Origin of the sequence: Vibrio mytili, assembly GCF_049563345.1 — a bacterium.
Lineage (GTDB): Bacteria > Pseudomonadota > Gammaproteobacteria > Enterobacterales > Vibrionaceae > Vibrio > Vibrio mytili.
Genome location: NZ_CP110482.1, coordinates 374859 through 389397 on the forward strand (window position 1 = coordinate 374859; position 14539 = coordinate 389397).

General features: G+C 43.4%; 8 protein-coding genes. 3 read left to right on the forward strand and 5 right to left on the reverse strand.

Annotated elements, in window-relative coordinates; genetic code table 11:
• Positions 1–5: 5 nt before the first annotated feature.
• Complete coding sequence (locus ONE56_RS15385) at positions 6–2258, reverse strand: glycoside hydrolase family 3 N-terminal domain-containing protein (protein WP_423840989.1); 2253 nt, start codon at positions 2256–2258, stop codon at positions 6–8.
• Positions 2259–3438: 1180 nt separating this feature from the next.
• Entirely contained in the window at positions 3439–3603 is a 165-nt protein-coding gene (locus ONE56_RS15390) for a hypothetical protein (RefSeq protein ID WP_331439032.1), read from the reverse strand.
• Between the two features lie 304 nt (positions 3604–3907).
• On the opposite strand from ONE56_RS15390, the gene ONE56_RS15395 reads away from it, so the two are divergent.
• Together ONE56_RS15395 and acnA are read left to right on the forward strand one after the other, a co-directional pair.
• Positions 3908–4120, forward strand: coding sequence for a cold-shock protein (locus ONE56_RS15395; RefSeq protein ID WP_041153802.1), 213 nt, complete (start codon positions 3908–3910; stop codon positions 4118–4120).
• Between the two features lie 247 nt (positions 4121–4367).
• Complete coding sequence (gene acnA / locus ONE56_RS15400) at positions 4368–7091, forward strand: aconitate hydratase AcnA (RefSeq protein WP_423840990.1); 2724 nt, start codon at positions 4368–4370, stop codon at positions 7089–7091.
• Positions 7092–7283: 192 nt separating this feature from the next.
• Here acnA and ONE56_RS15405 read toward each other — a convergent pair whose 3' ends face one another.
• Positions 7284–8336 (reverse strand): glycoside hydrolase family 43 protein, encoded by a 1053-nt coding sequence (locus ONE56_RS15405; RefSeq protein WP_423840991.1) that lies wholly within the window; start codon positions 8334–8336, stop codon positions 7284–7286.
• Positions 8337–8710: 374 nt separating this feature from the next.
• Positions 8711–10030, reverse strand: coding sequence for a xylose isomerase (xylA, locus tag ONE56_RS15410; RefSeq protein ID WP_041153800.1), 1320 nt, complete (start codon positions 10028–10030; stop codon positions 8711–8713).
• Between the two features lie 554 nt (positions 10031–10584).
• On the opposite strand from xylA, the gene ONE56_RS15415 reads away from it, so the two are divergent.
• Positions 10585–12960, forward strand: coding sequence for a glycoside hydrolase family 3 N-terminal domain-containing protein (locus tag ONE56_RS15415; protein WP_423840992.1), 2376 nt, complete (start codon positions 10585–10587; stop codon positions 12958–12960).
• Positions 12961–13133: 173 nt separating this feature from the next.
• On the opposite strand, the gene ONE56_RS15420 is transcribed toward ONE56_RS15415, so the two are convergent.
• Positions 13134–14330 (reverse strand): XylR family transcriptional regulator, encoded by a 1197-nt coding sequence (locus ONE56_RS15420; protein WP_041153798.1) that lies wholly within the window; start codon positions 14328–14330, stop codon positions 13134–13136.
• Between the last annotated feature and the right edge of the window lie 209 nt (positions 14331–14539).

Below are 14539 nucleotides of genomic sequence, written 5' to 3' on the forward strand. Positions count from 1 at the left end.
ATTGATTACTTGTCAAAGCCTTCCATACCATATCCAAATGGATATAAAGTATCGGCCTCTGCATAACCAGGTGCATCTGATGCCTGGTCAATAATTGCCTGGGCTTTATTTGCTAGTGCAAATGGAAGTTTGCCAGACGGGGTAAATTTACCTGTCACAACATCCATTAGTGCCGCATCATTAGAACCAAATGTCGCCAAAATCGCACCTGCGCCATTCATTCCGCTTGCTTCATCAAGCACATATGGTTGACGGAAGTAGACAGACAAGACGGTATTTTCAGCCCCGACTTCTTCCATCACGGCTTTGATATCTTCTAGTGACGGTGTGATTTTCCAAGATTGTCCTTCACCATCAACAGTTGATGCCATAGTTGTGAAATCAAGTGATGAAATCTCATTGAAGTTTGGCCCCCCGAAGAACAGCAATGGAGCAGAAGTATTACTTACTCGAACTCGGATTAACGCATAATCACTGCCGGTAGCATCTGCCACTTTTACGCCGTCCTGATTGTCTCCGACGGTGACATTGTAGCCGTGCTCTTCCGCGATGGTTCCATCCATGCCCATAGTGAATAAGCTAACTGGTGCCGATTCTTTTGATTCAGGTAATGGTAGTAAGCTGTCTTTATTATCCAGTAAAACAACAGCTTTGCGTTGAGCTTCATCCGCAAGCGCTTTGGATTCAGGGTTTGCTACGATTTCATTGGCTTTCGATGCATCAACGTATGCATCTTCAAACAAACCAAGTTCAAATTGAACTTTTAGCAGTCGTGCAACGGATTTGTCGACCTGTTCTTCCAGCTCCGGATACTGTGTAACAACCTCTAAGATATTGGCATTTTCGTGGAAACCGGAAAATACATCAGTGCCTGCTTCAATAGCAATTTTAAATAACTCTGCTTGGGTTTTGTCTTGCAGACCCCATGCTCGGTTATTTGCTGGGGCTTGATAATCGCTTAATGGTGCATTTGGTTCACCAATGATGCCCGTGTCAGAGTTGATGACACCTTTAAAGCCAAGCTCTTTGCGTAGTAAATCGTCCAGAATGCCTTTGGAGAAGGCACTACCGACGTTCCCTTTAGGAGTCCCCACGTCTGCGCCGTAAGAGTTATTTGCAACACGCACCGTATCCTTATCGCGATCATTAAGATGATCGCCAAGTAGAACACCACCTACATCTAAGTTTGTTTCATCGGGATCGTTAATCGACCAGTTACCGCCACCGACAATGCCGTAGTAAGGCATGATGGACGCCACACCAGCATCAATTGCAGCTTTAAATGGTTTTACGTGGTAATCAAATTGACCTGCAGGGTAACTTTGATGTTGGCCTGCTTGGTAGTGTGGATCCAGCCCCAAGAATTGTGGGCCGCCACCAGGGAAGTGTTTAAGAGTTAATACAATACTGTCAGAGTCAACGCTGTTACCTTGCAGATTAGTGACTAAGGTATCGATTATATTTGAGGCTAAGTCAGCATCTTCAGTAAAAGTTTCGTGAACACGATACCATCTTGGTTCGGTAGATAAATCAGCCATATAGCCATACATACCGCGCAGACCGATGGCGTTCCATTCTGCTTTCATCACCTCTGCAAATTTCGCGACCATGTCCATATCGTTCATTGCGGCTAATCCGCCTTCTTTCGGGAATGCAGTGAAAGCACCCGCCGCGACGTTAATTCCTGCTCTGGCATCAGGTTCAATATGGTTACGGGCGTTGGATTTATGAAGGGCAGGAATACCGAGTCGAGTTTTCTCCATTTCTTCCTGAACGGCATTCATATACTGCGCCGCTTCCATAGGGCTTATTGGATAGTTTGCGCCAAATGGGCCTGAAGGCGGGTTATCTCGTTCATCATCGGTAAGATTATCGATTTCTTCTTGTGTCAGGATGTTATTACGGAAGATAAATCGGGTCATGTGCTGATCATGAATATAATCTTTATGTAGTGTCCCTATCGTTCCGCGCGCTTCAGCATAGAGAGTATCGATTAGCATCATGCCGACTTTTTCTTCTAACGTCATTCGGTCTAGCAGATCACTAATTCGTTTATCGACAGGTAAACGCCAATCCTCATAAGGCGTTAGCTCTCCATCACCATTAGCATCTCTGAATGTATAGCCATCAATATTCAACACTTCATGCACTTTGGACTGGACGCTTGGCTGAGTGTACGTTTTGTCTTCATCAGAATTACATCCAGCAATCATAACGGCTAAAGCTACAGGGGCGAGGGTAAAAATTTTTTTGCTCATTTTTTGCCTTTTTGCGTGTTATCGGACAATGAAACTATATTTTTTAACCAATTATTGGTAAACCATTATGGGTTTTTTTGGTGATATTGATCTACCAATGTTTGTTTTTGGTGTGTCTTTTTGTGTGATTGGTCATAAGGATGTTGTGCATAGTTAAAAGGGTGAGGAGTAAGAAGAGTGCCTAAAAAATTATTCCTGAGTGAATTAATGCGGGAATTGTCAATCTTTCCGACATTGATCTGCACCAGCAGGACTAGGCACTTCACTAAGCGAATTTCCTAAACCCCAAAGGTAATCCGTATTTTTCTAATTTACGGTATTACTCTAAGAAAGTTTTGTCCGTCTTCGTTCAGCGGTCACGGCCTGCAACAGTGCCCTGTCCGGTATTGTGATCACCAAGCGATTCTGTCGTACGTTAACTACCAACCGATTTTGTCGACTTACATATCACTAGGGGAGTGATGGAACTATTTTCTTGTAAGAAAGTTTCTTACTATGCTTTGGTGCCTTAAATATTGTTGCCACAAAAATATCAACTTATGGTTGTTTTTTAGTTAACGTATTGAAATTTTGGAAACTTGAAATATCACTTTATGGTTTTTTCAACAATATATTTGTAAAAACAACCATACGTTGATTATTACAACGATATCTTGATAGTCAGTACAACCATAAATTGAAATTGCTTCTTCATGGACATGGACTAAACTTCTGTAAGTTTAAGATAAATTCATGAAGCGGCAATTTCATTTTCTTATCTTATTAACGCCTACCGACATTCCTCTTATTGCGCTTTAAAGATGATTAATCTGCTTCAGCCCCATTGTTCTTTCCTCAAAAGTACTGAAAGATGCTTAAGATTAAAGTCGTAGTCTTGGGTGTGAATGAGGCTATGGACCAGATGTTGAGTCGATTGACGTTTGATGAAGGCAGGGTTGACAACGTAGGAGACTGACGTTGCCTTGCGATCATGGCTCGTTTGGAGTGTCGTGAATAAAAACACAGTCTTGGTTGGTTTTTCGTATTAGCCTTTGACACAGTTTAATCTGTTTGTCTGACAAGGCTTGATCACGGTTAAGTTGATCTCGTAAACCTGTAAGTATGTCTCTGTCCAAGTTACTCAGCTTTTCAGAATGTATGAGGAGTGTAGTATTAATGAGTTCTGATAGGTTTCTTGAGCTCACAATCCCCACTCCTTATCCCACTCTTTTTGTTCCTCAAGTTCTTCTATTCGTTTGCGGACATCCATTGTCTTCAACTCTTCTGATATCCGCTTAATTCCTTTCCCTTTTGGGTTAATATCAAATTGTTGCTGCATTTGTGTCGGTTTTGGTCGCTTACTCACATATTGTCCTATTTTTGGCGGGGTCGTTTCTCTCAACTCATGTGTTAGAAACTTACTGGTGTGTTTAAAATCATAACCTTACAACCAAATTAAAATATGGCCGAAGACTCAACTAACTATTTTCAATTTAAGGCTTATACTTAAAGTAGCTCCGCCAATTTGAGTTATTTGTAATTATAAAGCAAGTTTCCTTTCACAGTATTTCTCGAACTTTCTCGTTTAACTTCTGCGTTAGCCATCTTGAGTGACTATGAAATAGCTCTAGTTATCAGAGCTTTACCCTATAGGATTAGTCGAGGTATATATGTCTGACAGAGAAACTGGATCAGTAAAATGGTTTAACGAAAATAAAGGCTTTGGTTTTATCACCAAAGATAGCGATGGTAAGGACATTTTTGTCCATTTCCGTTCGATTTCCTCAGAGGGCTTTAAGACCCTGTTGGAAGGACAAAAAGTAAGTTTTGAAGTTGCGCCTGGTGATAAAGGTCCTCAAGCAACAAATGTGGCGCTCATCTAGGTAGGATTGAAGGCTTAGCAATTACAGCTTCGCCTTCATTTTGTTAAATCGAGTTATTGTTTGATGACATGGGTGCATTCCAACGCCTTCCTTCTTTTAGAATTTCAACTCTGATCCTTTCAGTTTATAGATTTTCAACTTATTAACGCTAATTGGATATGGGAAATATAAACGTGTCCCAGAAAACATCTCCATGACCAGGGGATTGCTTTTACATAGCTCAACCATCATTGAAAGGAAACAAATCATGATACCTACCAACGAAAAAACATGGCGACAAAGATATCAAAGGTCACTGAATGTAAAAGGCACCGATTATAAATACTGGTCATTAAAAAAACTTGCCCAAGATTACCAAGTAAACCTGTCCAAAATTCCAATAACGAAACTTCTGCTTATTGAAAATGTAATGCGACAAACCACGGATTTAAAAGAGTCATCTCGTATTATTGAAGCATTATTCTTTAAAGATAAGATTCTTGACTCACAGAGCAAAGGTCATTCATCAGAATTCAGTTTTTATCCTAGTAGAGTGCTGATGCAGGACTATACCGGAATCCCTGCTTTGGTCGATCTCGCCGCTATTAGAGATGCAATTGCACAAGCTGGCGGAGATCCGAGTTATGTCACACCAAAATGCCCGGTCGATCTTGTCATAGACCATTCGTTAATTGTTGATCAGTCAGGTTCAGAATCCTCAATACATACAAATCGTGTACATGAAATGGCACGTAATAAAGAGCGCTATACATTCTTAAAGTGGGCACAAAAGAATTTCCGTAACTTGACCGTGATACCCCCTGGTAAGGGCATATGCCATCAGGTTAATTTAGAGTATCTATCTCAAGTTGTGCGCGAAGACGAAAATAGAGTGTTAACACCCGATACGGTGATAGGAACCGACAGCCACACCACTATGGTAAACGGGTTAGGCGTGTTAGGTTGGGGAGTAGGAGGTATAGAAGCCGAAGCCGCAATGCTCGGCCAGCCACTTAATATCGCGATTCCGCGAGTCGTCGGAGTGCGTCTTGATGGGCAATTGTGTCCTGGTGTGACTGCAACTGATTTGGTTTTGACGATTACAGAAAGGCTAAGGTCTCATGGCGTGGTTGGTAAATTCGTTGAGTACTATGGTGACGGCTTAGCCGTTCTATCAGTGGCAGACCGAGCAACGCTCGCCAATATGGCGCCAGAGTATGGTGCCACTTGCGGATTTTTCCCGATTGACGAAAATACCATCGCCTATTTAACCCTAACAAACCGCCCCTCTTCACTGGTTGGCAGAGTGCGGGCTTACGCGCACGAGCAACAGCTATGGTGGGATGCAAACCGCCCTTCACCTGAGTATGATGAAAATATTGTAGTGGATTTATCTACCGTTGTTACCTCAATAGCAGGCCCCAAACGACCTCAAGATAGACTTAACCTCAGTGCTATTAAGCAAGCGACTCTTGACCAATGTGCTATTGAAGGTGCTTCAAACTCCGACCAGCCGAGCTCATCCAGACATTTAAATCATGGTGATGTTGTTATTGCAGCCATCACCTCGTGCACGAACACATCAAACCCCGCTGTTATGCTGACTGCGGGTTTGGTGGCTAAGGCAGCCGTTAAAAAAGGGTTAACCGTTCCTAGCTACGTAAAAACTTCTCTCGCACCCGGATCATTAGCTGTCGCGCGATATCTCAATGATACGGGTTTGCAAGACTACCTCGACCGATTGGGATTTCATCGAGTTGGATACGGCTGCACAACATGCATTGGTAACTCCGGCCCACTGAAAAACAATCTTGAAACCGAGATCTCGGAAAACAGCTTGAATGTATCGGCGGTATTATCAGGGAATCGAAATTTTGAAGGCAGAGTACACCCCTCTGTTAGCCTAAACTGGCTTGCCTCGCCCCCATTAGTCGTCGCATTTGCGTTAGCGGGTACGACCTGTATTGACTTAAAAAAAGACCCAATTGCGATTAATAGTAACAATGAGCCAGTCTATCTAAGAGATCTTTGGCCAAGCCAAACCATGCTCAATGAAATGCTGAATCAAGTCCATGAGAGCCACTTTAGGTTGAGCTACAACGACATTACTGAAGGTGATGAAGAATGGGAACAATTGTCGATGAAAGACAGTCCCTGTTACCCGTGGGACAAAGACTCCACTTATATACAGCGCCCTCCGTTTTTGGAAATGCCATCGCCGACTTTTCCTATTGAATCAGCACGTGTATTAGCCATTTTGGGAGATTCGATTACAACCGACCATATTTCACCAGCAGGCCTCATTTCAACAACCAGTCCGGCGGGTCAATATTTGCTATCAAAAAACATCGACCCAGAAGAGTTCAATAGCTATGGAGCACGACGAGGAAACCACCACGTCATGGTTCGTGGGACGTTTTCAAATGTACGTCTGGAAAACAAAATCGCCTCTCCGACTATAGGTGGATTTACGCGCTGCTACGGCGATACCAAGCTGGATGACTGTAACATGTCGACCACAGAGAAAACGCCTCCAGTCATTCCTATTTTTGATGCGAGCAACAGGTCAATCGAACTTCAAGTTCCTTTGGTCATATTTGCCGGTAAAGACTACGGTTCAGGCTCTAGTCGTGACTGGGCAGCAAAAGGATGTTTGTTATTGAATGTCAAAGCAGTCATTGCGGAGTCGTTTGAACGGATTCACCGTAGTAACTTAGTCGGTATGGGCGTATTGCCTCTTCAACTGACGCGACCAGATGAATTAAATTCTCTGACTCTAGAGGGAAATGAGACGGTTTTTATCGCTCCTAACGGCCCTATAAAACCTTTGTTAGCGCTCGACATTATCGTGGTAACCGCTCAAGGTTCTGAACTCACCATACCGGTGATTGCACGTATAGATAACCCTAAGGAGCTGGAGTATTTTAACTCGGGAGGCATTCTTCAGTATGTTCTGAAGCAACTGAAAGCAACCATGCGCCAAATATCATAGCCCTCAAATGTCATAGTGAAAGGCTATCTATCGGGTGACGGGGCAACCGCTTCTCAGGTCGTTTATCATCGCAGACTGCCAACCTATACATTTAAGATTGAGATGTTGTTGTGCTTTTCTGTTACGAAGCAATACCGTAAAAATGTGAGACCGAGCTAGTCACATGTTGCTAACTCGGTCAGTATGTGTAGTTTAATTCATGTAAGGTTTAATTGTCTGAATCTTGCCATTCTCATCATGAATTAGTTCAGTCATTTTAATGCAGCGTAGGTGAGTTTGACCGCCTGATAGTGAACTATCGTGATAGAACAGGTACCATTTTCCTTCGTATTTGGCGATAGAGTGGTGAGTTGTCCAACCAAGTACGGGCTCTAGGATAACGCCTTGATAAGTGAACGGGCCATATGGAGAATCACTCGTTGCGTAAACGATGTTGTGAGTCTCTCCCGTTGAGTACGAGAAGTAGTAAGTGCCTTCGTGTTTGTGCAACCAAGGGCCTTCAAAGTAACGTCGCTCAGTATCACCTGCGGTAAGCTCGTTTCCATTCTCATCTAAGATAATGATGTCTCGAGGTGATTCATCTAGGTCAACCATATTGCTGGCGAGCTTCGCCATTTGAGGCTTTAGTGCTGGCTCGTGTTCTGCGGGGTATACCTCTTCGCCATACTCACCATTGCGCCAATTTTGTAGTTGACCACCCCAGATACCACCGAAATATAGGTAGTATTGATCGTCGTCATCTTGAAATACTGCAGGGTCGATACTAAATGTACCTTCGATATGGGTTTCTTCAGGAGTAAAAGGACCTTCAGGGTTATCTCCGACCGCAACACCAATATGGAAGATACCATCGTGGTTTTTAGCAGGGTAGTAAAGGTAATATTTGCCGTCTTTTTCTGCAGCATCTGGTGCCCACATTTGGCGTTCTGCCCATTTCACGTCTTTTACATCAAGTGCGCTTCCATGGTCTGTGATTTTGCCAAATGGGCGATCCAGAGAGATGACATGATAGTCACGCATATCGAAGTGATCACCATTGTCATTAAGAGGTTGATCTGTTTCGATATCATGTGATGGGTAAATATAAATTTTGCCATTGAATACGTGTGCAGACGGGTCTGCCGTGTACATGTGAGTGACGAGGGGAGAAGAGATTGGCTTTAGGCTACTTGCACGCTCTAGGTCACGTGCTGTAACGGCTTCTGCATCGCTGATTGCGGCTTCTTCTACGATGATGTCTGTCATAATGTTTCTCGTTAAGTTATTAAGTTATAAACCAATTATATTTGGATAACTGAGCGATAAAATTTCCTTTATTTCCGCTTAAGTTACGTTTTTTCACAAGTTTGAAGTAACTCAAGTTTCAAGCCTTAGCCATGAAAGGAGGTTTGACCCGGAGCGATTGGTGTTTGGGGAGGATCACTGGTCGCTATCAAACGGTGTTTTTGTTTGCTAAAGACAAACACAAAGAGGCTAACAAGTGATGGAGTTACCATAATAGCGTCAAGGCTTTTCGTTTGTTTGATAAAGGCATACTGTGTGGCGCTAGGCTGTTTAAGTAAAAAGCCCAACCATCAATGGATGATTGGGCTTATTGGACCGTTGTGGTTTATGTGATTTTATTTGTAAATAAAACCATTAACGATGTTTTCTAAGTATTCTTGACGACCAGACACTTTTTCAGGTTGTAGGTTATTTTCCAGAGCAAACTTCGCGACGCCTTCAAGTGAAATGTCACCCGATAGGATACGTTTACCTAGGTCATCGTTCCAGCCTGCATAACGCTGTGCGATATGTTTTGATAGTACGTCGTTTTCAATCATTGCCGCGGCACGTTCTAGAGCGAGAGCCATAGTATCCATACCGCCAATGTGGCCGTAGAAAAAGTCCTCGAGATCAGTAGAAGGGCGACGGACACGAGCGTCAAAGTTGAAGCCACCTGTTGTGAAGCCACCAGCTTTCAAGATTTCGTACATAACAAGCGTATTTTCTTCAACGCTGTTAGGGAATTGGTCGGTATCCCAACCAAGTTGTGCATCACCGCGGTTCGCATCAATAGAACCGAATATGCCTAAAGATGTTGCGGTTGCTACTTCGTGGTGGAAGCTGTGGCCAGCCAGCGTGGCATGGTTAGCTTCGATATTCACCTTGATTTCGTTTTCAAGACCGTACTGTTTTAGGAAACCATATACCGTTGCTGTGTCGTAATCGTATTGATGTTTTGTTGGTTCTTGAGGCTTCGGTTCAATGAGAATAGAGCCTTTAAAGCCAATTTTATGTTTGTGCTCAACAACCATATGCATGAGTCGAGCAAGCTGATCACGCTCTTGGCGAAGATCAGTGTTCAGTAGCGTTTCATACCCTTCACGGCCGCCCCAAAGAACGTAGTTTTCACCGCCCAGGCGCTTAGTTGCTCCCATAGCATTGAAGATTTGAGTGGCTGCGTAGGCAAATACTTTTGGATCTGGGTTCGTGCCTGCCCCTGCCATGTAGCGAGGGTTAGAAAAGGCATTTGCGGTCCCCCAAAGCAGCTTCATGCCAGTTTCTGCTTGTTTCTGCTCTAGTACATCAACCATCGTTTGGAAGTTATTTGTGTACTCTTTTAATGAGTGACCTTCAGGTGCCACGTCAGTGTCGTGGAAACAGTAGTACGGTGCGCCAAGCTTAGCAAAAAACTCAAAAGCAGCATCTGCTTTTACTCGAGCTTGTTCCATTGGGTCTGCAACTTTTAACCATTCATGATCAAATGTGCCATCGCCAAAGACATCGGCGCCACCCCAACGGAAGTTATGCCAGTAACATGCTGCAAAACGCAGGTGTTCTTTCATGCTTTTGCCAAGGATCATTCGATCTTCATCATAGTGGCGGAAAGCGAGAGGGTTAGTTGTGTTACTTCCTTCAAACTTAACCTTATTAATATTTTTAAAAAATTCAGTCATGCCTTGATTCCATTTATTTATGATTAGACTTATTAAGCTGTCAGGTCATATGTTTTATTTTATTTTCATCATGAGCAATTATGTTTTTTGATTGCAAATTTCTGGTATTTGTTAAATGTGCTCTGTGTCTCATCTTTATGTTTATGAATCAATTTTAATGCGTGATTTTTTATAAGAATCTGATTTTTAATGATTTAAGTGTCATTGGTTGATTCGACACTCGATGGTTATCATGCGCGTGCTCACAGATAACAAATATCGTAATGAGGTTATGATTTTAGGTAAGTTAAATGAAGGCATCCATCAGGTAAAACTGGAGTGAGTGTGCTTGTATAAAGCTAACTTTTAATAAATAAAATTCACTCTATATACCATTAATCAGTAGATTAATTTTAAACAATCCATCGATGCAATATTTAGTTGTAATTGCTGAAACAAAAAATGACTCACACGCTCATCAAGGTTGTACCCCTAAACGCTAGTTGCTCCTGATTAGCCTTTTACCTTAGGGCGTTGGGTTTTTCATTGTTGAAACATTGTTAGAAGGACTTGGAATGACGATTTATAAGGACAGTTCTTATTCTGTAGATGCGAGAGTTAAGGACCTATTGTCTCAAATGACTCGGCAGGAAAAAATCGCACAGTTAGGCGCTCAATGGCTTATGTTGGACGAACACGGAGATCACCAACCTAGAGACCTTGAGCTTTGTCAGTCACAACCAAAACTCAGTATGAAGGAAAAGCTTAAACACGGTCTTGGACAGGTCACGCGCCCATTAGGCACTCACCCTGTTTCTCCGGCACAAGGCGTGAAAGCGCTTAATGCATTTCAGCGATTCCTTGTGGAAGAAACTCGTCTCGGTATCCCTGCCATTGCTCATGAAGAGTGTCTTGTTGGCTTAATGGCCTCGGAAGCCACCTTGTATCCTTCGGCATTAAACTACGGCCATACCTGGAACCCAGACTTGATTAAAAAGGTGGCAAAAGATATTCGGTTGCAGCTTAAAGCCGTTGGAGCACAGCATGGCTTAGCGCCAGTCTTAGATGTATCACGCGATGTACGTTGGGGTCGCACGGAAGAGGTTTTGAGTGAAGATCCATATCATACTGGTGTTATGGCAACAGCCTATGTGAAAGGCTTGCAAGGTGAAGACCGTTCAGTTTTGGCGACCTTAAAACACTTCGTCGGTCATTCGGCAAGCGAGGGGGCGAGAAACCATGCGCCAGTCAATCTGGGCTTTAAGGAGTTAAATGATACCTTCCTGTTACCTTTTGAAATGGCGGTTAAGCTAGGTAATGCGGGTTCGGTTATGCCAGCTTATCATGATATTGATGGTGAACCTTGTCATGCATCCCACCACCTACTTACGGAAGTACTAAGAGAGCAGTGGGGCTTTGACGGACTCGTGGTGGCTGATTATGGCGGGGTAGATTTACTGGCTTCTCATCATGCTATCGCTGAAGATTCGGCCAGCGCGGCCGCAGTAGCGTTCAATGCTGGACTAGATATTGAATTACCCGATGATGCGTGTTCATCTAAGTTAGAAAGTGCCGTTGATAAAGGCTTATTATCTGAAGAAAAGTTAGATCAGATAGTGTCACGTATCCTTAAAACTAAGTTTGAACTCGGGTTGTTTGAGCGACCTTATACTCCCGTTCCTACTCAACCTATTCAAAGTTCGAGCAGCCGAACGCTTGCGTATCAGGTGGCAGCTGAGTCGGTCGTGCTGCTCAAAAATGACGGTACACTGCCATTAAATCGTTCAACCAAATTGTCTGTGATTGGCGCAACGGCGGATGATCCTTTAGCTCTGCTCTGTGGGTACAGTTTTCCGGTGCATTTGATATTGAGTGCGTTAGAAAGCGATAATTTTGTATGCTCAACCCTGCTCGATGAAATCAAACAAGTATTTACTCATGTCGATACCGCGCAAGGATGTAAGATTCTATCGCACCGAGATGCCAGTGCTCCTGTATTTCCAGGTGATGTTAACATGGCAATTTCACAGGATCGCGAGTCGGCAGTCTGTCACGATAACTCGAAGATAGCGGATGCATTAGGTGTCGCCGAGAGCAGTGACGTCGTACTTGCCTGTGTTGGCGATCTTGCGGGGTTGTTCCAGACGGGCACCGTTGGTGAAGGTTCTGATGTTGATAGCCTAAAACTACCTGGCGTGCAGCAAGAGCTGTTAGACCGATTGTTAGATACAGGGAAGAAGGTTATCGTCCTGGTAACTGGCGGACGGCCATACAACCTAGGCCGAGCAGAGCAAGAAGCATCAGCGATTTTATACGGATGGGCGCCCGGTCAAGAAGGTGCCAGAGCCATAGCGGACATTCTTTGTGGTGATATTAATCCAAGCGGCAAGCTAACCGTGTCCATTCCAAAAAGTGCTGGTGCTGTTCCGTACTTCTACAACCACAAGTTAAAAAGTGCAGGAACGCCAATCTGCCACCATTTCGGATCGCCTTATAATTTTGGTCATGGGTTGTCTTACACCAGTTTTGAGTACAGTGATATATCAATTACCAAGCACTCTGTTAGCTTTGAAGAACAGATTGAAATTGCTGCCACAATAACAAACAGTGGGCAAAGAGCCGGTGATGAGATCATTCAGCTCTATATGCGAGACAAACTCTGTTCAGTGGTTCGTCCAATCAAAGAGCTAAAAGGCTTTAAACGAATTCACTTAGAGCCGAAAGCCAGCCAGCGCGTTGTGTTTAAGCTACCAGTCGATATGCTCAATTTTACAGACAAGAATAACCAACGAGTGGTCGAAGGAGGAGAATTTGAGATTATGTTGGCAAGTTCTTCTACGGATATTCGATACCATGATGTTGTTACTGTCTTGGGAGAGAAGCGCGTTTTACCACGTGACTGGCGAATGACTTGCTCAGTTGAGGTTCTTGAATCAGAGCTTTGTATCTAATGGTTCTTGGCGCAAAGAACGTATTTGTGCCAATACGTTCTTTTCGGAAAGCGTGTATTTAAGTCACTAAGGATAAGTAAATAAGGGTAAGCGCAGTGTAACGCGCGCTTACCCTCTATAGAAATGTATACTGATGCACAGAAGTTTCTAAATATCAGACTAAATTAAAGCCGTTAACGCTCAAATTTTTCTTGTCGATATTCTTTAGGCGTCTGAGATAGGTTCTTCTTAAACACCGTGTACATATATTGCAGTGATGGGTAGCCACAAAGCTCGGCTATCTCGACAATGGGCAGTTCGGAGGTTTTTAACAAGTTACATGCTCTTTCGAGTTTAGAGTTGTGGATCTCTTGGTGGAGTGAGTGTCCACGTTCTTCCTTAAAGCGCGTTTCCATATTCGAGCGGGAGATGCCGACATGGTTTAAGACCTGTTCAACCTTGATCCCTTTACAAGCATTGTGACGGATGAAATGCATCGCCTGAATCACATGAGGATCTTTTAACGCTTGATAGTCCGTGCTTTGGCGTTCAAAGATCTTAGTCGGCGGGATTAAAATCGGCGTACTTTTTAGCTTCTCTATTGCGGCATGATCTTGTTTCTCGTGGCATTCAATCAACTTGTGTAGCTTTTTGGCAGCGCGATAACCCATCTCTTTACAGGCTTGTCCAACCGAGCTTAAAGAGACGCGAGTCAGATAGCGAGTGAGCTCCTCATTATCAATACCAATTACTGACACTTTGTCAGGGACGACCAAGTTTACGTGCTCACAAACCTGCAAGATATGACGTGCCCTTGAATCAGTAACAGCGATGATCCCGGTCGGAGTTGACAATCGCTGAATCCAATCTGCGAGACGATTCATATCATATTGCCAAGTATCAGAATTGGTGACATTACCCCGATAGACCGAACCAGAATACCCCTCACGTCTTAGGATTTTATTGAATGCGAGCTCCCTTTCTGAAGCCCAACGGTTGGCGCTATTGTGTGGGAGACCATAAAACGCGAAGTTCTCCAAGCCCTTATTTTTTAAATGTTGAAAGGCCATCTCCACTAACGCTTCATTATCGGTCGCAATATAGGGTACGTCTGGATATTGTGATTTATCGGAATAGGAACCGCCTACAGCAACGACGGGAATGTCGGAGTCTACCAATAGTTGTTGAATCTCGGGATTGTCAAAATCCGCAATAACGCCATCACCACTCCAGTTTTTAAACTTATCTAGGTGAGTGACAAAATCCTCCTCAAGAAAAATGTCCCAAGCACATTGAGATGCTTGTAGATACTCCCCAATACCTTCAATTACTTGGCGGTCATACACTTTGTTCGCATTAAACAGCAAAGTTATTCGAAAACGTTTGTCCATGTTTTATCTATCTGTTTGTCACTAACAATAAATTTGACATGAGTGTAACAGCAAGTCTTTCTCATCGGTGTGATCAAAGGCGCAGTCACTAAATCAGTGAAGTCCACAATGAAATAACGTAATTGAGCATTGGATTGGAACGCTGAATACTAAATGCAGTGTTAATGCACAGGAGGTAGAAACCGATGTGCATTTGATTTTTTTAGTGA

Excerpts from the sequence above, each read along its gene's own strand:
- ONE56_RS15405 (WP_423840991.1), bottom strand. The coding sequence starts at position 8,336 with ATGACAGACATCATCGTAGAAGAAGCCGCAATCAGCGATGCAGAAGCC.
- ONE56_RS15420 (WP_041153798.1), bottom strand. The coding sequence starts at position 14,330 with ATGGACAAACGTTTTCGAATAACTTTGCTGTTTAATGCGAACAAAGTG.
- ONE56_RS15385 (WP_423840989.1), bottom strand. The coding sequence starts at position 2,258 with ATGAGCAAAAAAATTTTTACCCTCGCCCCTGTAGCTTTAGCCGTTATG.
- acnA (WP_423840990.1), top strand. The coding sequence starts at position 4,368 with ATGATACCTACCAACGAAAAAACATGGCGACAAAGATATCAAAGGTCA.
- xylA (WP_041153800.1), bottom strand. The coding sequence starts at position 10,030 with ATGACTGAATTTTTTAAAAATATTAATAAGGTTAAGTTTGAAGGAAGT.
- ONE56_RS15415 (WP_423840992.1), top strand. The coding sequence starts at position 10,585 with ATGACGATTTATAAGGACAGTTCTTATTCTGTAGATGCGAGAGTTAAG.
- ONE56_RS15395 (WP_041153802.1), top strand. The coding sequence starts at position 3,908 with ATGTCTGACAGAGAAACTGGATCAGTAAAATGGTTTAACGAAAATAAA.